This window comes from Ruminiclostridium papyrosolvens DSM 2782, from assembly GCF_029318685.1.
Lineage (GTDB): Bacteria > Bacillota > Clostridia > Acetivibrionales > DSM-1351 > Ruminiclostridium > Ruminiclostridium papyrosolvens.
On sequence record NZ_CP119677.1, the window covers coordinates 3,224,718 to 3,238,824 of the forward strand.

Genomic DNA, 14,107 nt, shown 5'->3' on the forward strand with positions numbered 1-14,107 from the left:
TTCGTTCGGAATAACCTTTATGTAAATAGTGTCAAAAACCAAGGCAAGAATTACCGACCCAGAAGCCTCTTGGATAAAGACTCTACCTCAAACTTAATTTTTTCTTCATCTATGTGTGTAAATTCACGATTCTTCATCAGAATACTTCCGTCAACAATAACAGTATCAACATCAGCTGCCTGCGCAGAATATACAATCATTGCCATTGGGTCATTTTTAGGGTAAAAATGAGGTTTGTCAGTGTCAACCAGTATTATGTCTGCTTTCATCCCTTCAGACAATACTCCGGTGTCGTCAAAGCCTATGGCTCTTGCACCATTAACAGTCCCCATTTTAAGAACATCCTGAGCCTTCATTAGCTGTGGATTCATAGCTATCCCCTTGTGCAGTATTGCAGCAAGATTCATTTCCTCAAACATATTAAGGTTATTATTGCTTGCAGCACCATCTGTACCAAGGCATACATTAATTCCCATGTCCATCATATCAGGAACCCGTGCAATTCCGCTTCCCAGCTTGAGATTGCTGGTGGGATTGTGAACCACGCTTGCCTTCTTTTCCTGCATAATTCTAAGGTCACTGTCAGTCAGGTGAACACAGTGTGCCGCCATAACAGGGACGTCAAGTACTCCTGTTTCTCTGCATATCTCTATTGAAGTCATACCATAGTCTTTATTACTGGACTCAACCTCTGCTACGGTTTCAAGTAAATGTATATGAATCCCCGTATTCAGCTGTTTAGCCAACTGAGCCGCATTTCTCAGGGTATTTTCATTAAACATATAAACTGAATGTATTTCTACAAATACCTTTATTCTTCCGTCTGCCGAATTATGATAGCTGTTGTAATAATCAATTGTTCCCTGACTTTTATCAAGTCTTTTCAGTTGTCCGTCCTCGAAAAACTGAACCGGGCTTTTGCAAAGGTTTGCCTTTATACCTGTTTCAGTTACAGCCCTTGCAACCTCGTCCATAAACATATACATATCAGCAAAAGCAGTAATTCCTGATTTAAGCATTTCAGAGATACCAAGCATAGTACCCCAGTGTACATCTTTATCCGTCAGTTTTGCTTCTACAGGGAAAATATTATCAAACAACCATTTTTCAAGTGCCATATCATCTGCATAATTTCTCATTAGCGTCATGGCACTGTGACTATGGGCGTTTACCAGACCGGGCATTGCAATCTTGTTTCTTCCGTCAATTACCTCTCTAGCTTCTGCATTTTCAGGAAGGCTGTCTGAAATAAAAGCAATACGCCCATCCTTAATTCCTATGTATCCGCAGGTAATCAACGGCTTACTTTCATCGTTGGTTATTAATTCGGCATTTTTTATAAGTATGTCAAACATAATATTCATCCTTTCACCTTTTCAATTAAAAATTAAGCATATTACCGACATTTTATGTAAATATCGATTAATATGCTTAATCTTTTCATAATGCAATTTTAATCTTTTTACTCTGCCCAACTGTTGAGATAATTCTTTTGCTCTTTAGAAAGCTTATCTATTTTTACTCCCCATGATTTTAGTTTCATGGTTGCAACCATTTTATCTAAATCAGCAGGAACGTCAATTACCTTGTTCCCAAGTTTACTGTAATTTTTTAACATATATTGTGCTGACAGTGCTTGAAGAGCAAAGCTCATATCCATTATCTCAGCAGGATGTCCGTCGCCTGCAGCAAGATTTACAAGTCTGCCTTCAGCCAGAAGATTTATCCATCTTCCGTTCTCCATCTTGTAGCCTGTAATATTATGTCTCTGAGTCTGTTTCTCAACAGCTATTTTCTCTAATTCTTCAACTGAAACCTCAACATCAAAATGTCCTGCATTACAGAGAATAGCTCCGTCTTTCATAAGATTGAAATGTTCTGCTGTAATAACATCTCTGCATCCGGTTACGGTTATAAAGAAATCTCCAACTTTTGCGGCATCGGACATTTTCATTACCTTGAATCCGTCCATAACTGCTTCTGCTGCCTTAATAGGGTCAACTTCAGTAACAATAACACTGGCTCCGAAGCCTTTAGCTCTCATGGCAATACCTTTGCCGCACCATCCGTAGCCTGCAACAACTACATTCTTTCCGGCTACAATAAGGTTTGTTGTTCTGTTAATACCATCCCACACAGATTGTCCCGTACCATACCTGTTATCAAACAAGTACTTACAGTTTGCATTATTTACCGCAACCATCGGAAATTTAAGTACACCTTCTTTTTCCATTGCCTTTAAACGAAGTACACCTGTAGTTGTTTCTTCACATCCACCCATAATATGCGGAAGAAGCTCTTTTCTCTTGGTATGCAGCAGATTAACCAAATCTCCTCCGTCATCGATGATAATATTTGGCTTATATCCTAAGGCAAGATTCAAATGCTCCTCATACTCTTCCTTAGTTGAATTGTACCATGCGTATACATCAAGCCCATCTGCTACGAGGCCGGCTGCTACGTCATCCTGGGTGGATAACGGATTACTCCCCGTAACGGAAACCTCTCCTCCTCCAATTGCAAATAACTTTGCAAGATAAGCTGTTTTAGCCTCCAAATGAACTGACACTACAACTCTTACTCCGTCAAAGGGCTTTGTCTCCCGAAACTCATCCTCAAGACTTCTGAGAAGAGGCATGTTTTTTCTTACCCATTCAATTTTCTGCTTTCCTTTATCTGCCAAAGATATGTCGCGGATAACGCTTTTCATAAACCTAACCCCCATCTTTTAATTATCAGCAGTATGTAACACTCCGGACAAACTACTGTAAACAATCATACTGTACCTTATCACAATTAATAACATATAAAATATTTTTTCAACACCGGATAATATTATACATATAATTAAAAATAAATATATCCGAATTTACCTATTCGATATTAAAATAAAATATCCTGCAAAAATAGCCAAAATGTGATAACTAATCAAAGCTTTAATGCTTTATTTTGCTTTTTTGGCCTTTTTGTCATACTTTTCTTTCTGACAGTTTTTTGGGATATGGTAAAAACGTAATTTTCACCGGAATTATTATCCCAGTTATCTGCTGCATCCTTAAAACAAATACCGCAGCTCTTACCGTCTTTTATATCAATTTCGGCCACAAATGAGCTGTTTTCTTTTGTCATAGTGACAAAATACCTATCATCCCAACTTTCTCCGAAACCAACATGAACATATATATCCTCTGCTCCAGCTTGGGAAAGTAACCCGTTATATTTTAGAATTACCTTATCTCCGCTGTACAACTTTTTTTTGGACAAAAATACTCCATTATTATCATAAGTCTTCTGTGCCATGTAGCTCCCTCCTTAATGTATCTTTAAACACATAACATGAATGATGCTATTTACCAGAATATTATACTATTTGAATTTATTTTTGTCAAAAATTGCCATATACAGTTAAAAATATGGCTGTATGAGCTTTTCAATAGTAGGATGTATTCCCAACGTATCTTTAAGCTTCTTGTATTCATTTATAAGTCCGTAGTTTATACCTCCTGCTTTTTCAGCCCTTATCATAAGATTTTTTGGTGTTTCAAGAGGTGATACATATTCCACGATAGATACCTTATATCCAAGTGCCTCGAGAATCAGCAATCGTATCCCATCAGTAAGTACATCTGCTAAACGTGCTTTCAGAACGCCATGTTTAGTAATGCTTTGAAGCATATCAAAAGAATACTGACTCAATATTTCCTTTTGGCAGCAGGGTACCATAACCATTGCTTTTGCATTGTTCCTCACAGCCAGACTTATTGCTTCATCTGTAGCAGTATCACAAGCGTGAAGACTTATTACAAGATGAGTATCCTTATCGGCAGTATAATCTCTTATATCAGTAATTTTGAAATCCATGTTTTTGTAATCAAGGCTATCAGCAATTTTATGGGATGCATCAATTACCGTTTTAGAAATGTCCAAACCTGTAAAATAGCAGTTCTTTTTCAGTACATCCTTGATATAATAGTTCAGAACAAATGAAAGGTATGACTTCCCGCATCCGCAGTCAATTACATTTAAGCTTCCGTATTTTGAGCATAATGATTTAAGCATACCGTCAACCAACTCAATATAGTGGTCAATCTGGTTGTACTTCCTAATCATATCGTTTCTGATTTTGCCGTTTTCCCCAAGAATACCAATTGCTTTTAAAACATCATCCGCAGGTCCGACTTTTATAAAGTAATCCCTGTTTGCAATCTGTGCGGTTTCATTATGACCTTTTGAGGATTCTATGGTCTCAGTATCTTTTGTCCTCATTTTAACATTTTTGTCATCTGCTTCAATTAGTATGGAAGTCCCTCTTTCTTCATAAGTAAGGGTTAAAGCTTCGTAGCTTTCGGCAATCTTTGAGACTCTGGCACTAAGCCATGAAATCTCAAGTTTATCGGTTCTGCCATTATAATTTAGAAACAGCTTTTCATCCTTTAGGCTAATATTAGCTTCATACTGTTTTGTACCTGATTTGAGCTTTATAACTATGCCCTTAAAAAAGCTTGAATTGTCTATAATTCTTTGCTCAAGTCCTGTCAGGAAAAGCACCAGTTTTTGTACACTCTTTTTATTCATATCTCTAACCTCAACTATTTTTTATTATCTGGAATTACTGCTTGCTTTAGCAGTTCAATATCACTTTCTCCAAGTTCCTTACATTCCCCAAGTTTCAAATTCTCATCCAGCCTAAGATTTCCCATGCTGAGACGTTTTAAATAAATTACTTTTTTGCCTACAGCCTCAAACATTCTCTTTACCTGATGGAATTTCCCCTCTACAATTGTAAGCTTTATTTCTGATAATTCATCGGATTTTAATACTTCCAGAACCGCCGGAAGCGTACTATACCCATCATCAAGAGTTACTCCCTGACGAAATGCGTCTGCATCCTCCTGATTGACCCTTCCAAGAACTTTTGCATAATACTGTTTGGGAACATGCTTTTTGGGTGAAAGTATTTCATGGGACAGCTGTCCGTCATTTGTCATGAGTACAAGACCTTCTGTATCTATGTCCAGCCTTCCTGCCGGAAAAAGCTCAAAACATTTGTATTCTTCAGGCAGAATATCAAAAACAGTTCTTTGCTTTCTGTCACTGGTAGCCGAAATAACTCCCTGCGGCTTATTCATCATGATGTATATAAACTTGCGGTAATTCAGCCTTTCTCCGTTTATTTCAATAATACTTGCTTCAGGGTCAACATGAATTCCACTGTCTTTTACTATTGCACCGTCTACTGTAACCAGACCTTTTTTAACTGCACTTTTTATATCATTTCTTGAACCAAACCCAAAATTTGAAATAACCTTATCCAACCGTTGCTTCTGTTTCAAAATATACTCTCCTTATTTTTAGGGATTTAATAGCTCAGGACATCTTTCTCCACCCTTTTGGATATAGATTTTTCAGCATATCTCCTGTTTGCTTGGCCCATCCAAGAGGAAAATCATCCACACAAACACCAGTATAACCTTTTTCACCTGAAACCATTAGCGTTTCACCCTTCAAATAACTGTTAACCTCACGTGAATCAGACCTGAAGTTTGTAATATTCTTTAGTTCTCGTATATTCATTGATACTGCAAAGGAATGGGAAGGAATAAAACCTTTGTTTCCGCTTTCGCCAAGATACCAGCCAAATTTTGCAACCTTCAGTCCTGATAAATCAGGGCATTCAACGGGTAAATGATACAGATTGACACCCTTTTGAAATAAATATCCCTCAAGACTCAGGTTAGTGTTATTTTCAAGAAATTCTCCCAACTGAGAGTTATATTCTTTAACATCCCTGATATCGTTTATTTTAGCTGCCTGAGACTTATCTGCAGACTTGTATAATGAATCAGCATGACTGCTTGTGTTTTCTTCTGAGTCTTTTTTTCTCAGCAATGCCGCAAAATGTCCTTCTCCATTAAGTCTATGTGGCCATAAACGGGCAGCCTTACCAAAGTCATAGCCTCCTTTTGACCAATGAGTACGACCTCCCTCAATGCCTCCTGCTTTAGGTATTTCCACTAGCTCGTAGTTCCCTTTATGCTCGTCCATAAACCTTTCTATCATTAACTCATCCTCTTCAGGCGAGAAGGTACAGGTTGAATATAATATAATGCCTCCGGGCTTTAACATAGTATCAACCTTCTGCAGAATATCCCACTGCATTGTGCAGCACTTTTCACATTTGTACTTTTCCCAGCTTTTTATGGCATCCTCGTCTTTACGAAACATACCTTCACCTGAGCAAGGCGCATCAACCATAATTTTGTCAAAGTAGTTCTCAAAGTTTACAGCCAGCTTATTCGGGGTTTCATTGAGAACTATAGCATTTCTCACTCCTGCCAGCTCAACATTCTTTACTAACGCCTTTACTCTCTCTGAATTTATATCATTAGCCACAAGCAAACCCTGTCCTTGCATCTGTGTAGCCATTTGCACAGTTTTACCTCCCGGTGCGGCACAAAGGTCTAAAACCTTATCTCCCGGCTTCACTCCTATAACAGCTCCCGGCAGCATGGCACTAGGCTCCTGAATGTAGTATAGTCCCGCATAATAGTAGGGATGTCTCCCCGGATTATCTCCCTCCTGATAATAAAAACCATCTTTGGTCCAGGGAACAGGTTCAAGATGAAAGGGCGCAATTTTTAAGAATTCTTCCACTGAAATCTTCAGAGTATTTACTCTAAGACCATAAAATCTTGGTTTTTTATATGATTCAAGGTAGCTGTTGAATTCATCACCCATCAGACCTTCCATTTTCTCAACAAATTCAATCGGTAGCTTCATATAATAAATATAACTCCTATATTTAAATTTTTACAGGAGTTATTATAACACATACTTATAAAAGATTTTATAAAATTTTGTAAACCGCACTTGAAAAATAGAAATCACCATGCTATAATAGCTTTTGTCATTGAAAAATGGCCCATTGGTCAAGTGGCCTAAGACACCGCCCTCTCACGGCGGTAACAGGGGTTCGAATCCCCTATGGGTCACCAAAAGAAGCTTTGCATATTTGCAAGGTTTCTTTTTTTATTTATAAGAAATATTACTATAAAAGCCTTGGAAGGCAACCCTTCCAAGGCTTTTATAGTATATATAATATCTATTTCTGATGCTTTTCATTGAAAATCCTGCTGGCATTTCTGATATGCTCTACTGTTAGCTTCTCAGCAGTTTTTCCGTCTTTTCTTATTATTGCCTCAAATATTGCACGGTGCTCATCAAGTGCTTTTGCCGGTCTGCCCGGTGTTTCAAATGAATTGTTTCTGGCATTTTGTATATAGTGATGAAAAGTACTTAACATATGCATCAAAGGTCTGCTCTTGCAGGCTCTGAAAATAATATCGTGAAATTTGGAGTCGTATCTCATCAGATGCTCCGCGTCGTTCTTTATCGTATAGAACTCCTCAAACTCAAGAGCTTCTTTGAGTTCAATAATCTCTTCCTCGGTAATCTTTTCAGCAGCCCATCTGGCAGCAAGACCTTCAATCATTGTTCTGATAGTAAATATGTCTTCAACGTCCTGATCAGTAACGCCCTTTACTACCGCACCTTTGTTTGGTATAGATACTACCAGACCTTCAAGTTCAAGCTGCCTGATAGCTTCTCGTATAGGTGTCCTGCTAACTCCAAGCTCCTCTGAAAGACGCAGCTCTATCAGACTGTCTCCGGGTTTGTACGCTCCTGTCAGAATCTGTTTGCGAAGCTGATTGAAAACCCTGCCCCTTAATGAATTTACTAAGTTATCACTTTCATCGTAGTCCAGCCTAGCCATTTTATTTACTCCCCTTAGGGCATATTTTTTTAACCATTGTTTACTTTGGTATAGTTAAGCAATCCACCTGCAAGAACCATCTGCACCTGTCTGTCTGACAAAGTAACCTTTGCATTAAACTGTGTATTCTTTGTGAGATTCTTAACAACTATAGTATCGGCATTTTTAACCTGTCCTATAGCATTATCAATTGCAAGTTCATCATTCATATCTATTGTATCGTAATCTGCTTCGTTTTCAAAAGTCATTGGTATGATTCCAGAATTTATAAGGTTAGCCATATGAATTCTGGCAAAGGATTTTGCAATAACTCCCTTGATTCCCAGCTGTAATGGTGCAAGAGCCGCATGTTCTCTGCTTGAACCCTGTCCGTAGTTTGAGCCTCCGATTATGAAGCCTCCTCCGTTTTCCTTTGCTCTTGCAGGGAATTCAGCATCACAAGGGGTCAGACAGAATTCAGCAAGGTAAGGAACATTTGATCTGTAAGGAAGCAATTTTGCATTTGAAGGCATTATATGGTCAGTAGTTATATTATCTCCAACCTTTATCAGAGCTTTACCCTCAACTTTATCAGAAAGTGCTTTGTTAATAGGGAAAGGCTTGATATTCGGGCCTCTGACAACCTCAACGTCGCTTCCTTCCGGAGCAGGTTCTACAACCAAATTATCGTTTATAACAAACTCTTTAGGCATTTCAATCTTTGGAGCCTCTCCGAGTTCTCTCGGGTCGGTTAATACACCTGTAAGAGCGCTTGCAGCAGCAACTTCAGGACTTACCAGATAAACCTTTGCAGAAGTAGTTCCGCTTCTTCCTTCAAAGTTTCTGTTAAATGTTCTCAGTGAAACTGCATCCGAGCAAGGTGCTTGTCCCATACCGATACATGGGCCGCATGCTGACTCAAGAATTCTGGCTCCTGCTGAAACCATATCCGCTAAAGCTCCGTTTTGAGCTAGCATAGTCAAAACCTGCTTTGAACCGGGTGCAATTACCAGGCTTACATTTGGATTTATAGTCTTGCCCTTTAATATTGCAGCCACCTTCATCATATCCATGTATGAGGAATTTGTACAGCTTCCTATTGCTACCTGATCAACTTTTAATTTTCCGATAGTTGATATCTTTTCTACGTTGTCAGGGCTGTGTGGTTTTGCTGCCATTGGCTCAACAGTTGATAAATCAATAACAATATGTTCTTCATATACTGCGTCAGTATCCGGTAAAAGCTCAACCCAATCCTGCTCTCTGCCCTGAGCCTTCAGGAATTCCAGTGTTACGTCGTCACTTGGGAAAATTGAAGTTGTTGCACCAAGTTCGGCACCCATATTTGTAATAGTTGCTCTTTCAGGTACAGTAAGAGACTTTATTCCCTCTCCCGCGTATTCAACAACCTTTCCAACTCCGCCCTTAACAGACATTACCCTTAAAACTTCCAATATAATATCTTTTGCAGTAGACCATGGATTTAGTTTACCTGTCAACTCAACCTTACAGACTTTAGGCATTGTGAGATAGTATGGCCCGCCGCCCATTGCAACGGCAACGTCAAGACCGCCGGCTCCAATTGCAAGCATTCCTATTCCGCCTCCGGTTGGTGTATGACTGTCAGAGCCCAGCAGTGTCATTCCGGGTACTCCGAAACGTTCTAGTTGTACCTGATGGCATATGCCGTTTCCGGGCTTAGAAAAGTATATACCGTGCTTTGAAGTAACTGTCTGTATATACTTGTGGTCATCAGCGTTTTCAAAGCCTGCCTGTAAAGTGTTGTGATCGATATATGCTACTGATTTTTTAGTCTTAACTCTTGGAATTCCAATAGCTTCAAACTGCAAGTAAGCCATTGTTCCGGTAGAATCCTGTGTAAGAGTCTGGTCAATTTTTATGGAAATTTCACTTCCTGCAACCATATCTCCGCTAACAAGATGATTCTTTATAATTTTTTGTGCCAAGTTCAAACCCATTATGAAAATTACCCCCTAATTCTTATATTAATAAAATCGATTTGCAATATTTTGTATCCGCTTAATATAATAACATTTTTACGTAAAAAAGCCATATGTTAATTACCATATTTTTAAGAAGGAATAATATCCGGTGCTATTTCCCTAATACCTTTGAGCATTTCCTTATCGCTGATAGAGGTAATTCTGCCTGCCTGGTACTGGGCATCTACCCACTCTTTTATTTTTCCGACTCTTTCATCTTTTTTGTCAATTAACTCATTTCCTCTAAACCTGAAATTATTGTTAATCCATAATGCAATACCGGCAAGACCGGAGGTTTGAGTTATTGCAACACCTATAGGTCTGTTAAGCAGCTTGTCCGTATTAAATATATTATATATCTCTTCATCCTTCAAAAGTCCGTCTGCATGTATACCGGCCTGTGTAACATTGAAGTGCTTTCCTACGAAAGGTGTTCTCGGCGGAATTTCATAATCAAGCTCTTTTTCGTAGTATTCTGCAATCTCAGTAATAATTCTGGTATCCATACCATCCGTTGTTCCTCTAAGAGATGCATATTCAAAAACCATAGCTTCAAGAGGAGTGTTGCCGGTCCTCTCTCCAATACCCAGAAGAGAACAATTGACTGATGAACAGCCATATAACCATGCTGTTGAAGAATTGCTGACAGCTTTGTAAAAATCATTATGACCGTGCCATTCAAGTAATTCACTTGGGAAACCGGCGTGGTGTCTTAAACCGTAGATTATTCCGGGAACACTTCTAGGAAGTGCAGCCCCTGGATAAGCAACACCATATCCCATTGTATCGCAAGCCCTGATTTTTATAGGCACTCCGCTTTCGTCCATCAATTTTCTGAGTTCTAATGCAAAAGGAATAACAAATCCGTAGAAATCAGCTCTTGTTATATCTTCAAGATGGCATCTTGGTTTAATACCAACACTTAATGCTTCCTTTATAACACTCAGATAACTTTCCATAGCCTGTTTTCTTGTCATTTTGAGTTTTCTGAAAATATGATAATCGGAACAGCTTACCAAAAAGCCGGTCTCTTTCATTCCCATGTCTTTCGCAAGTTTGAAATCGCTTTTTGAAGCTCTTATCCAACTGGTTATTTCCGGGAAATCATAGCCTAATTCCATACATTTATATACAGCTTCCTTATCCTTGTCGCTATAGAGAAAAAACTCAGTCTGACGTATCAAACCCTTTGGTCCTGACAGCTGATGAAGATATTCGTATAGCTTAACAATCTGTTCTACGGTATAAGGTGCACGTGACTGCTGTCCGTCTCTGAAAGTTGTATCCGTTATCCAAATCTCATCAGCAGGGTACATAGGTACTCTACGGTGATTAAAGGCACACTTTGGAACATCGTCATAGTTATATATCTCTCTATATAAATTTGGCTCTGAAATGTCCTGAAGTGCGTACCTGTACTGGGTTTGCTCCAATGTATTGGATTTTTTATTAAACTCTATCATTTATTAAACCTCCTGCAAAAAAATATTAAAATATCATAGGATATTGCTTTTGTGTATTAATGAATTTTTGTATGTGTGTATAATTGTATACAATGATACACTGGATGTCAATCTGTTAATTTTGATAAATTGTAAAGTATTTCTAATATCAGAAGGAATTTAATTTTCAATTTCGAATTATTGTTGTATAATGAAGTATATATTTAAAACAAATACATATTTACCTAAATCGGGGGGATTCATGTTATGAAAAAAACTGAGGAAAGAAGTAGCTCCACCAATTTATATGGTATTGGTGCTATAATTAGTATTGTTTTGTGTATTATCGGAGGTATTATCAGCGGCAAACCGGTATTTGCTGTGTATACTTTCTTTGCATGTCTTGTATCTTGTATAACCTTCATAGTTTTGTCAGGATTACAATACAAATCAACTATCAAAACATTCTCTAAAGATATTGATGGGTTCAAGTCAGGAGATTTTTCACGAATGATTGAGCCTAAGCAATATGGTATTCTGGGCTTTGTAGCTTCTGTAGTAAATATCGTAATCAGTGATATACGTTCACTGATAGAAAGTTTCTTTAATCTCTCCTTATCTATAACACAAGCATCCAGAAAAGTATCTTCTACAGCAGAAAATGCATCAAATGCTATTGAAGAGATTTCAAAGACAATTGATGAAATAGCAAAAGGTGCTTCAGCACAGGCTGCAGAAGCTCAAATGGGTGTACAGGTTGTTGATAAGCTTTCTGATCAGATTAATTTTGTATATGAAAGCTACAGTGGAATTACAAACGAAACAAACAAAATTATTGACTTGAATACAGTAGGTCTGAAGGCAGTTACAACACTGAGGGACAAGTCAAAAGAAACCTATGAAACTTCTGAAAAAATATTTGCGGTTGTTGAAAATCTTACAAACACAACAAAAGATATCGGTCTTTTCGTTGAATCAATTGAAAACATAGCTGAACAAACCAATCTCCTTGCTTTAAACGCTGCCATAGAAGCAGCAAGAGCCGGTGAAGCAGGAAAAGGCTTTGCCGTAGTTGCCGACGAAGTACGTAAGCTGGCAGACCAGAGCAGAAAGTCCACTGAAGAGATAAACAACATGATGGAAAGTATTCAGGAAGAATCCGCTTTGGCTATTTCTTCAATGGAAATAATGAAAAAGGTATCACAGGAACAAAATATTGCTGTTGATAAGACAAACAGCTCTTTCAGCGATATTGCAAATGCTATTGATTTTATAGTTTCAAAAATTAATGACGTAAATGAAGCAGTTATTAAGATGCAAACAGACAAGAGCGAAGTTATCAGCGCAATAGAAAATATATCATCTGTATCTCAGCAGACAGCAGCGTCAAGCGAGGAAGTTGCTGCTACTACCGAAAATCAGCTTAAAATTATTGATGATATGAAGATTGCATCAGAAAGCTTGAATCAGTTGGTTAAGCAGTTGGATAACAAGCTAAAGAAATATAAGTTGAGATAATATTAATAACAAGTTCAAAAAGGGAGAATAAAAAGCTAAACGCTTTTTATTCTCCCTTTTTTGTACTTAACAATCAGTAGCTATAAGACTACTTTCTTCCAATATCTTTTCTGTAATGCATACCCTCAAACTGTATTTTTGCAATTCCTGCGTATGCCTTTTGGATTGCTTTGTCCATTGTTGACTCAACTGCAGTAACACCAAGTACACGTCCTCCGGCAGTATAATACTTACCGTCTTTGCAGGATGTACCTGCGTGGAACACGATAGTCTCGTTGTTTTCTTCGGCCTTGTCAATACCGTTTATTTCGATTCCTGTGGCATACTTGCCCGGATAACCGCCGGAAGCAGCTATTACGCATACAGCCGAATTGTCATCCCATTCTATGTTTATTTCGCTAAGTTTTTCGTCAATAATTGCTTCAAAAATTTCTAAAAGGTCAGTTTTTAATCTTGGAAGAACAACCTGTGTTTCAGGGTCTCCAAAACGGGCATTATATTCTAAAACTTTAGGGCCGTCCTTCGTTATCATCAAGCCAAAATAAAGAACTCCCTTGAATTTACGTCCTTCTTTGTTCATAGCTTCTACTGTAGGCATAAATACTTCCTTCATACAGTAGTCAGCCAGCTTTTTATCATAAAGAGGGCTTGGAGAAAAAGTTCCCATTCCGCCCGTATTGGGTCCTTGGTCGTTGTCAAAGGCACGCTTATGGTCCTGTGATGAAACCATAGGGACAATAGTATTTCCGTCTGTAAACGCCAATATAGAAACCTCTGGCCCCTGAATAAATTCTTCTATTACAACTCTGCTTCCGGCATCACCGAAAACCTTATCCTTCATCATACCGTTTACGGCATCCTTTGCATCCTGTATGGTCTGAGCAATTATTACGCCTTTGCCCAAAGCAAGACCGTCAGCCTTTACAACAATAGGAGCCGAGGAAGTATCCAGATATTGTAATGCTTCTGAGCAGTTGTCAAATACCATATAGCCTGCTGTAGGTATATTGTATTTTTTCATTAAATCCTTTGAAAAAGCCTTGCTGCCTTCTATTATTGCTGCCGCCATTACAGGCCCGAAAGCCCTTATACCCGCTTCTGTCAGCTTGTCAACCAACCCGGCAGCAAGAGGGTCGTCAGGTGCAACCACAACCATATCAACTTTGTTTTCTTTTGAAAAAGTTAATATTCCGTCTAAGTCCATTGCTTTTATGGGAACACATTCTGCAATACCGGAAATACCGCCATTTCCCGGTGCACAGTATAATTTAGTTATTTTAGGGCTTTGTGAGAGCTTCCATACAATAGTATGCTCTCTTCCTCCCCCACCGACTACAAGAACCTTCATATATACCTCCACGTATCATGCCTCCTGTGCTACAGGCAATCAA

General features: G+C 38.5%; 11 protein-coding genes and 1 tRNA gene. 2 read left to right on the plus strand and 10 right to left on the minus strand.

Annotated elements, in window-relative coordinates; genetic code table 11:
- Positions 1 to 50 precede the first annotated feature (50 nt).
- From P0092_RS14435 to P0092_RS14460, 6 genes are all read right to left on the minus strand, one after another.
- Complete coding sequence (locus tag P0092_RS14435; protein ID WP_004621738.1) at positions 51 to 1,355, minus strand: amidohydrolase; 1,305 nt, start codon at positions 1,353 to 1,355, stop codon at positions 51 to 53.
- Positions 1,356 to 1,462: 107 nt separating this feature from the next.
- On the minus strand, positions 1,463 to 2,710 hold the full coding sequence (locus P0092_RS14440) for an adenosylhomocysteinase (RefSeq protein WP_004621737.1): 1,248 nt from the start codon (positions 2,708 to 2,710) through the stop codon (positions 1,463 to 1,465).
- 218 nt (positions 2,711 to 2,928) lie between these two features.
- Positions 2,929 to 3,300, minus strand: a complete 372-nt coding sequence (locus P0092_RS14445; RefSeq protein ID WP_004621736.1) for a carbohydrate-binding protein — start codon at positions 3,298 to 3,300, stop codon at positions 2,929 to 2,931.
- Between the two features lie 105 nt (positions 3,301 to 3,405).
- Complete coding sequence (locus P0092_RS14450) at positions 3,406 to 4,575, minus strand: class I SAM-dependent methyltransferase (RefSeq protein WP_004621735.1); 1,170 nt, start codon at positions 4,573 to 4,575, stop codon at positions 3,406 to 3,408.
- A gap of 14 nt (positions 4,576 to 4,589) precedes the next feature.
- Positions 4,590 to 5,333, minus strand: coding sequence for a pseudouridine synthase (locus P0092_RS14455; RefSeq protein ID WP_004621734.1), 744 nt, complete (start codon positions 5,331 to 5,333; stop codon positions 4,590 to 4,592).
- 34 nt (positions 5,334 to 5,367) lie between these two features.
- A complete protein-coding gene (locus P0092_RS14460) occupies positions 5,368 to 6,780 on the minus strand; it encodes an RsmF rRNA methyltransferase first C-terminal domain-containing protein (protein ID WP_004621731.1) in 1,413 nt (470 codons plus the stop codon).
- Between the two features lie 139 nt (positions 6,781 to 6,919).
- Between P0092_RS14460 and P0092_RS14465 the strand changes: the two genes are divergently transcribed.
- Positions 6,920 to 6,995: transfer RNA gene (locus P0092_RS14465), tRNA-Glu, on the plus strand.
- 107 nt (positions 6,996 to 7,102) lie between these two features.
- Here P0092_RS14465 and P0092_RS14470 read toward each other — a convergent pair.
- From P0092_RS14470 to P0092_RS14480, 3 genes are all read right to left on the minus strand, one after another.
- Positions 7,103 to 7,774 (minus strand): GntR family transcriptional regulator, encoded by a 672-nt coding sequence (locus P0092_RS14470; protein ID WP_004621730.1) that lies wholly within the window; start codon positions 7,772 to 7,774, stop codon positions 7,103 to 7,105.
- A gap of 29 nt (positions 7,775 to 7,803) precedes the next feature.
- Positions 7,804 to 9,732: an aconitate hydratase gene (locus tag P0092_RS14475; RefSeq protein WP_004621727.1), complete on the minus strand. Its 1,929-nt coding sequence runs from the start codon at positions 9,730 to 9,732 to the stop codon at positions 7,804 to 7,806.
- Positions 9,733 to 9,845: 113 nt separating this feature from the next.
- On the minus strand, positions 9,846 to 11,219 hold the full coding sequence (locus P0092_RS14480; protein ID WP_004621726.1) for a beta/alpha barrel domain-containing protein: 1,374 nt from the start codon (positions 11,217 to 11,219) through the stop codon (positions 9,846 to 9,848).
- A gap of 246 nt (positions 11,220 to 11,465) precedes the next feature.
- On the opposite strand from P0092_RS14480, the gene P0092_RS14485 reads away from it, so the two are divergent.
- Complete coding sequence (locus P0092_RS14485; RefSeq protein ID WP_004621723.1) at positions 11,466 to 12,716, plus strand: methyl-accepting chemotaxis protein; 1,251 nt, start codon at positions 11,466 to 11,468, stop codon at positions 12,714 to 12,716.
- Between the two features lie 88 nt (positions 12,717 to 12,804).
- Here P0092_RS14485 and purD read toward each other — a convergent pair whose 3' ends face one another.
- Entirely contained in the window at positions 12,805 to 14,064 is a 1,260-nt protein-coding gene (gene purD, locus P0092_RS14490; RefSeq protein ID WP_004621721.1) for a phosphoribosylamine--glycine ligase, read from the minus strand.
- Positions 14,065 to 14,107 lie beyond the last annotated feature (43 nt).

Excerpts from the sequence above, each read along its gene's own strand:
- P0092_RS14435 (WP_004621738.1), bottom strand. The coding sequence starts at position 1,355 with ATGTTTGACATACTTATAAAAAATGCCGAATTAATAACCAACGATGAA.
- P0092_RS14440 (WP_004621737.1), bottom strand. The coding sequence starts at position 2,710 with ATGAAAAGCGTTATCCGCGACATATCTTTGGCAGATAAAGGAAAGCAG.
- P0092_RS14445 (WP_004621736.1), bottom strand. The coding sequence starts at position 3,300 with ATGGCACAGAAGACTTATGATAATAATGGAGTATTTTTGTCCAAAAAA.
- P0092_RS14450 (WP_004621735.1), bottom strand. The coding sequence starts at position 4,575 with ATGAATAAAAAGAGTGTACAAAAACTGGTGCTTTTCCTGACAGGACTT.
- P0092_RS14460 (WP_004621731.1), bottom strand. The coding sequence starts at position 6,780 with ATGAAGCTACCGATTGAATTTGTTGAGAAAATGGAAGGTCTGATGGGT.
- P0092_RS14470 (WP_004621730.1), bottom strand. The coding sequence starts at position 7,774 with ATGGCTAGGCTGGACTACGATGAAAGTGATAACTTAGTAAATTCATTA.
- P0092_RS14475 (WP_004621727.1), bottom strand. The coding sequence starts at position 9,732 with ATGGGTTTGAACTTGGCACAAAAAATTATAAAGAATCATCTTGTTAGC.
- P0092_RS14480 (WP_004621726.1), bottom strand. The coding sequence starts at position 11,219 with ATGATAGAGTTTAATAAAAAATCCAATACATTGGAGCAAACCCAGTAC.
- P0092_RS14485 (WP_004621723.1), top strand. The coding sequence starts at position 11,466 with ATGAAAAAAACTGAGGAAAGAAGTAGCTCCACCAATTTATATGGTATT.
- purD (WP_004621721.1), bottom strand. The coding sequence starts at position 14,064 with ATGAAGGTTCTTGTAGTCGGTGGGGGAGGAAGAGAGCATACTATTGTA.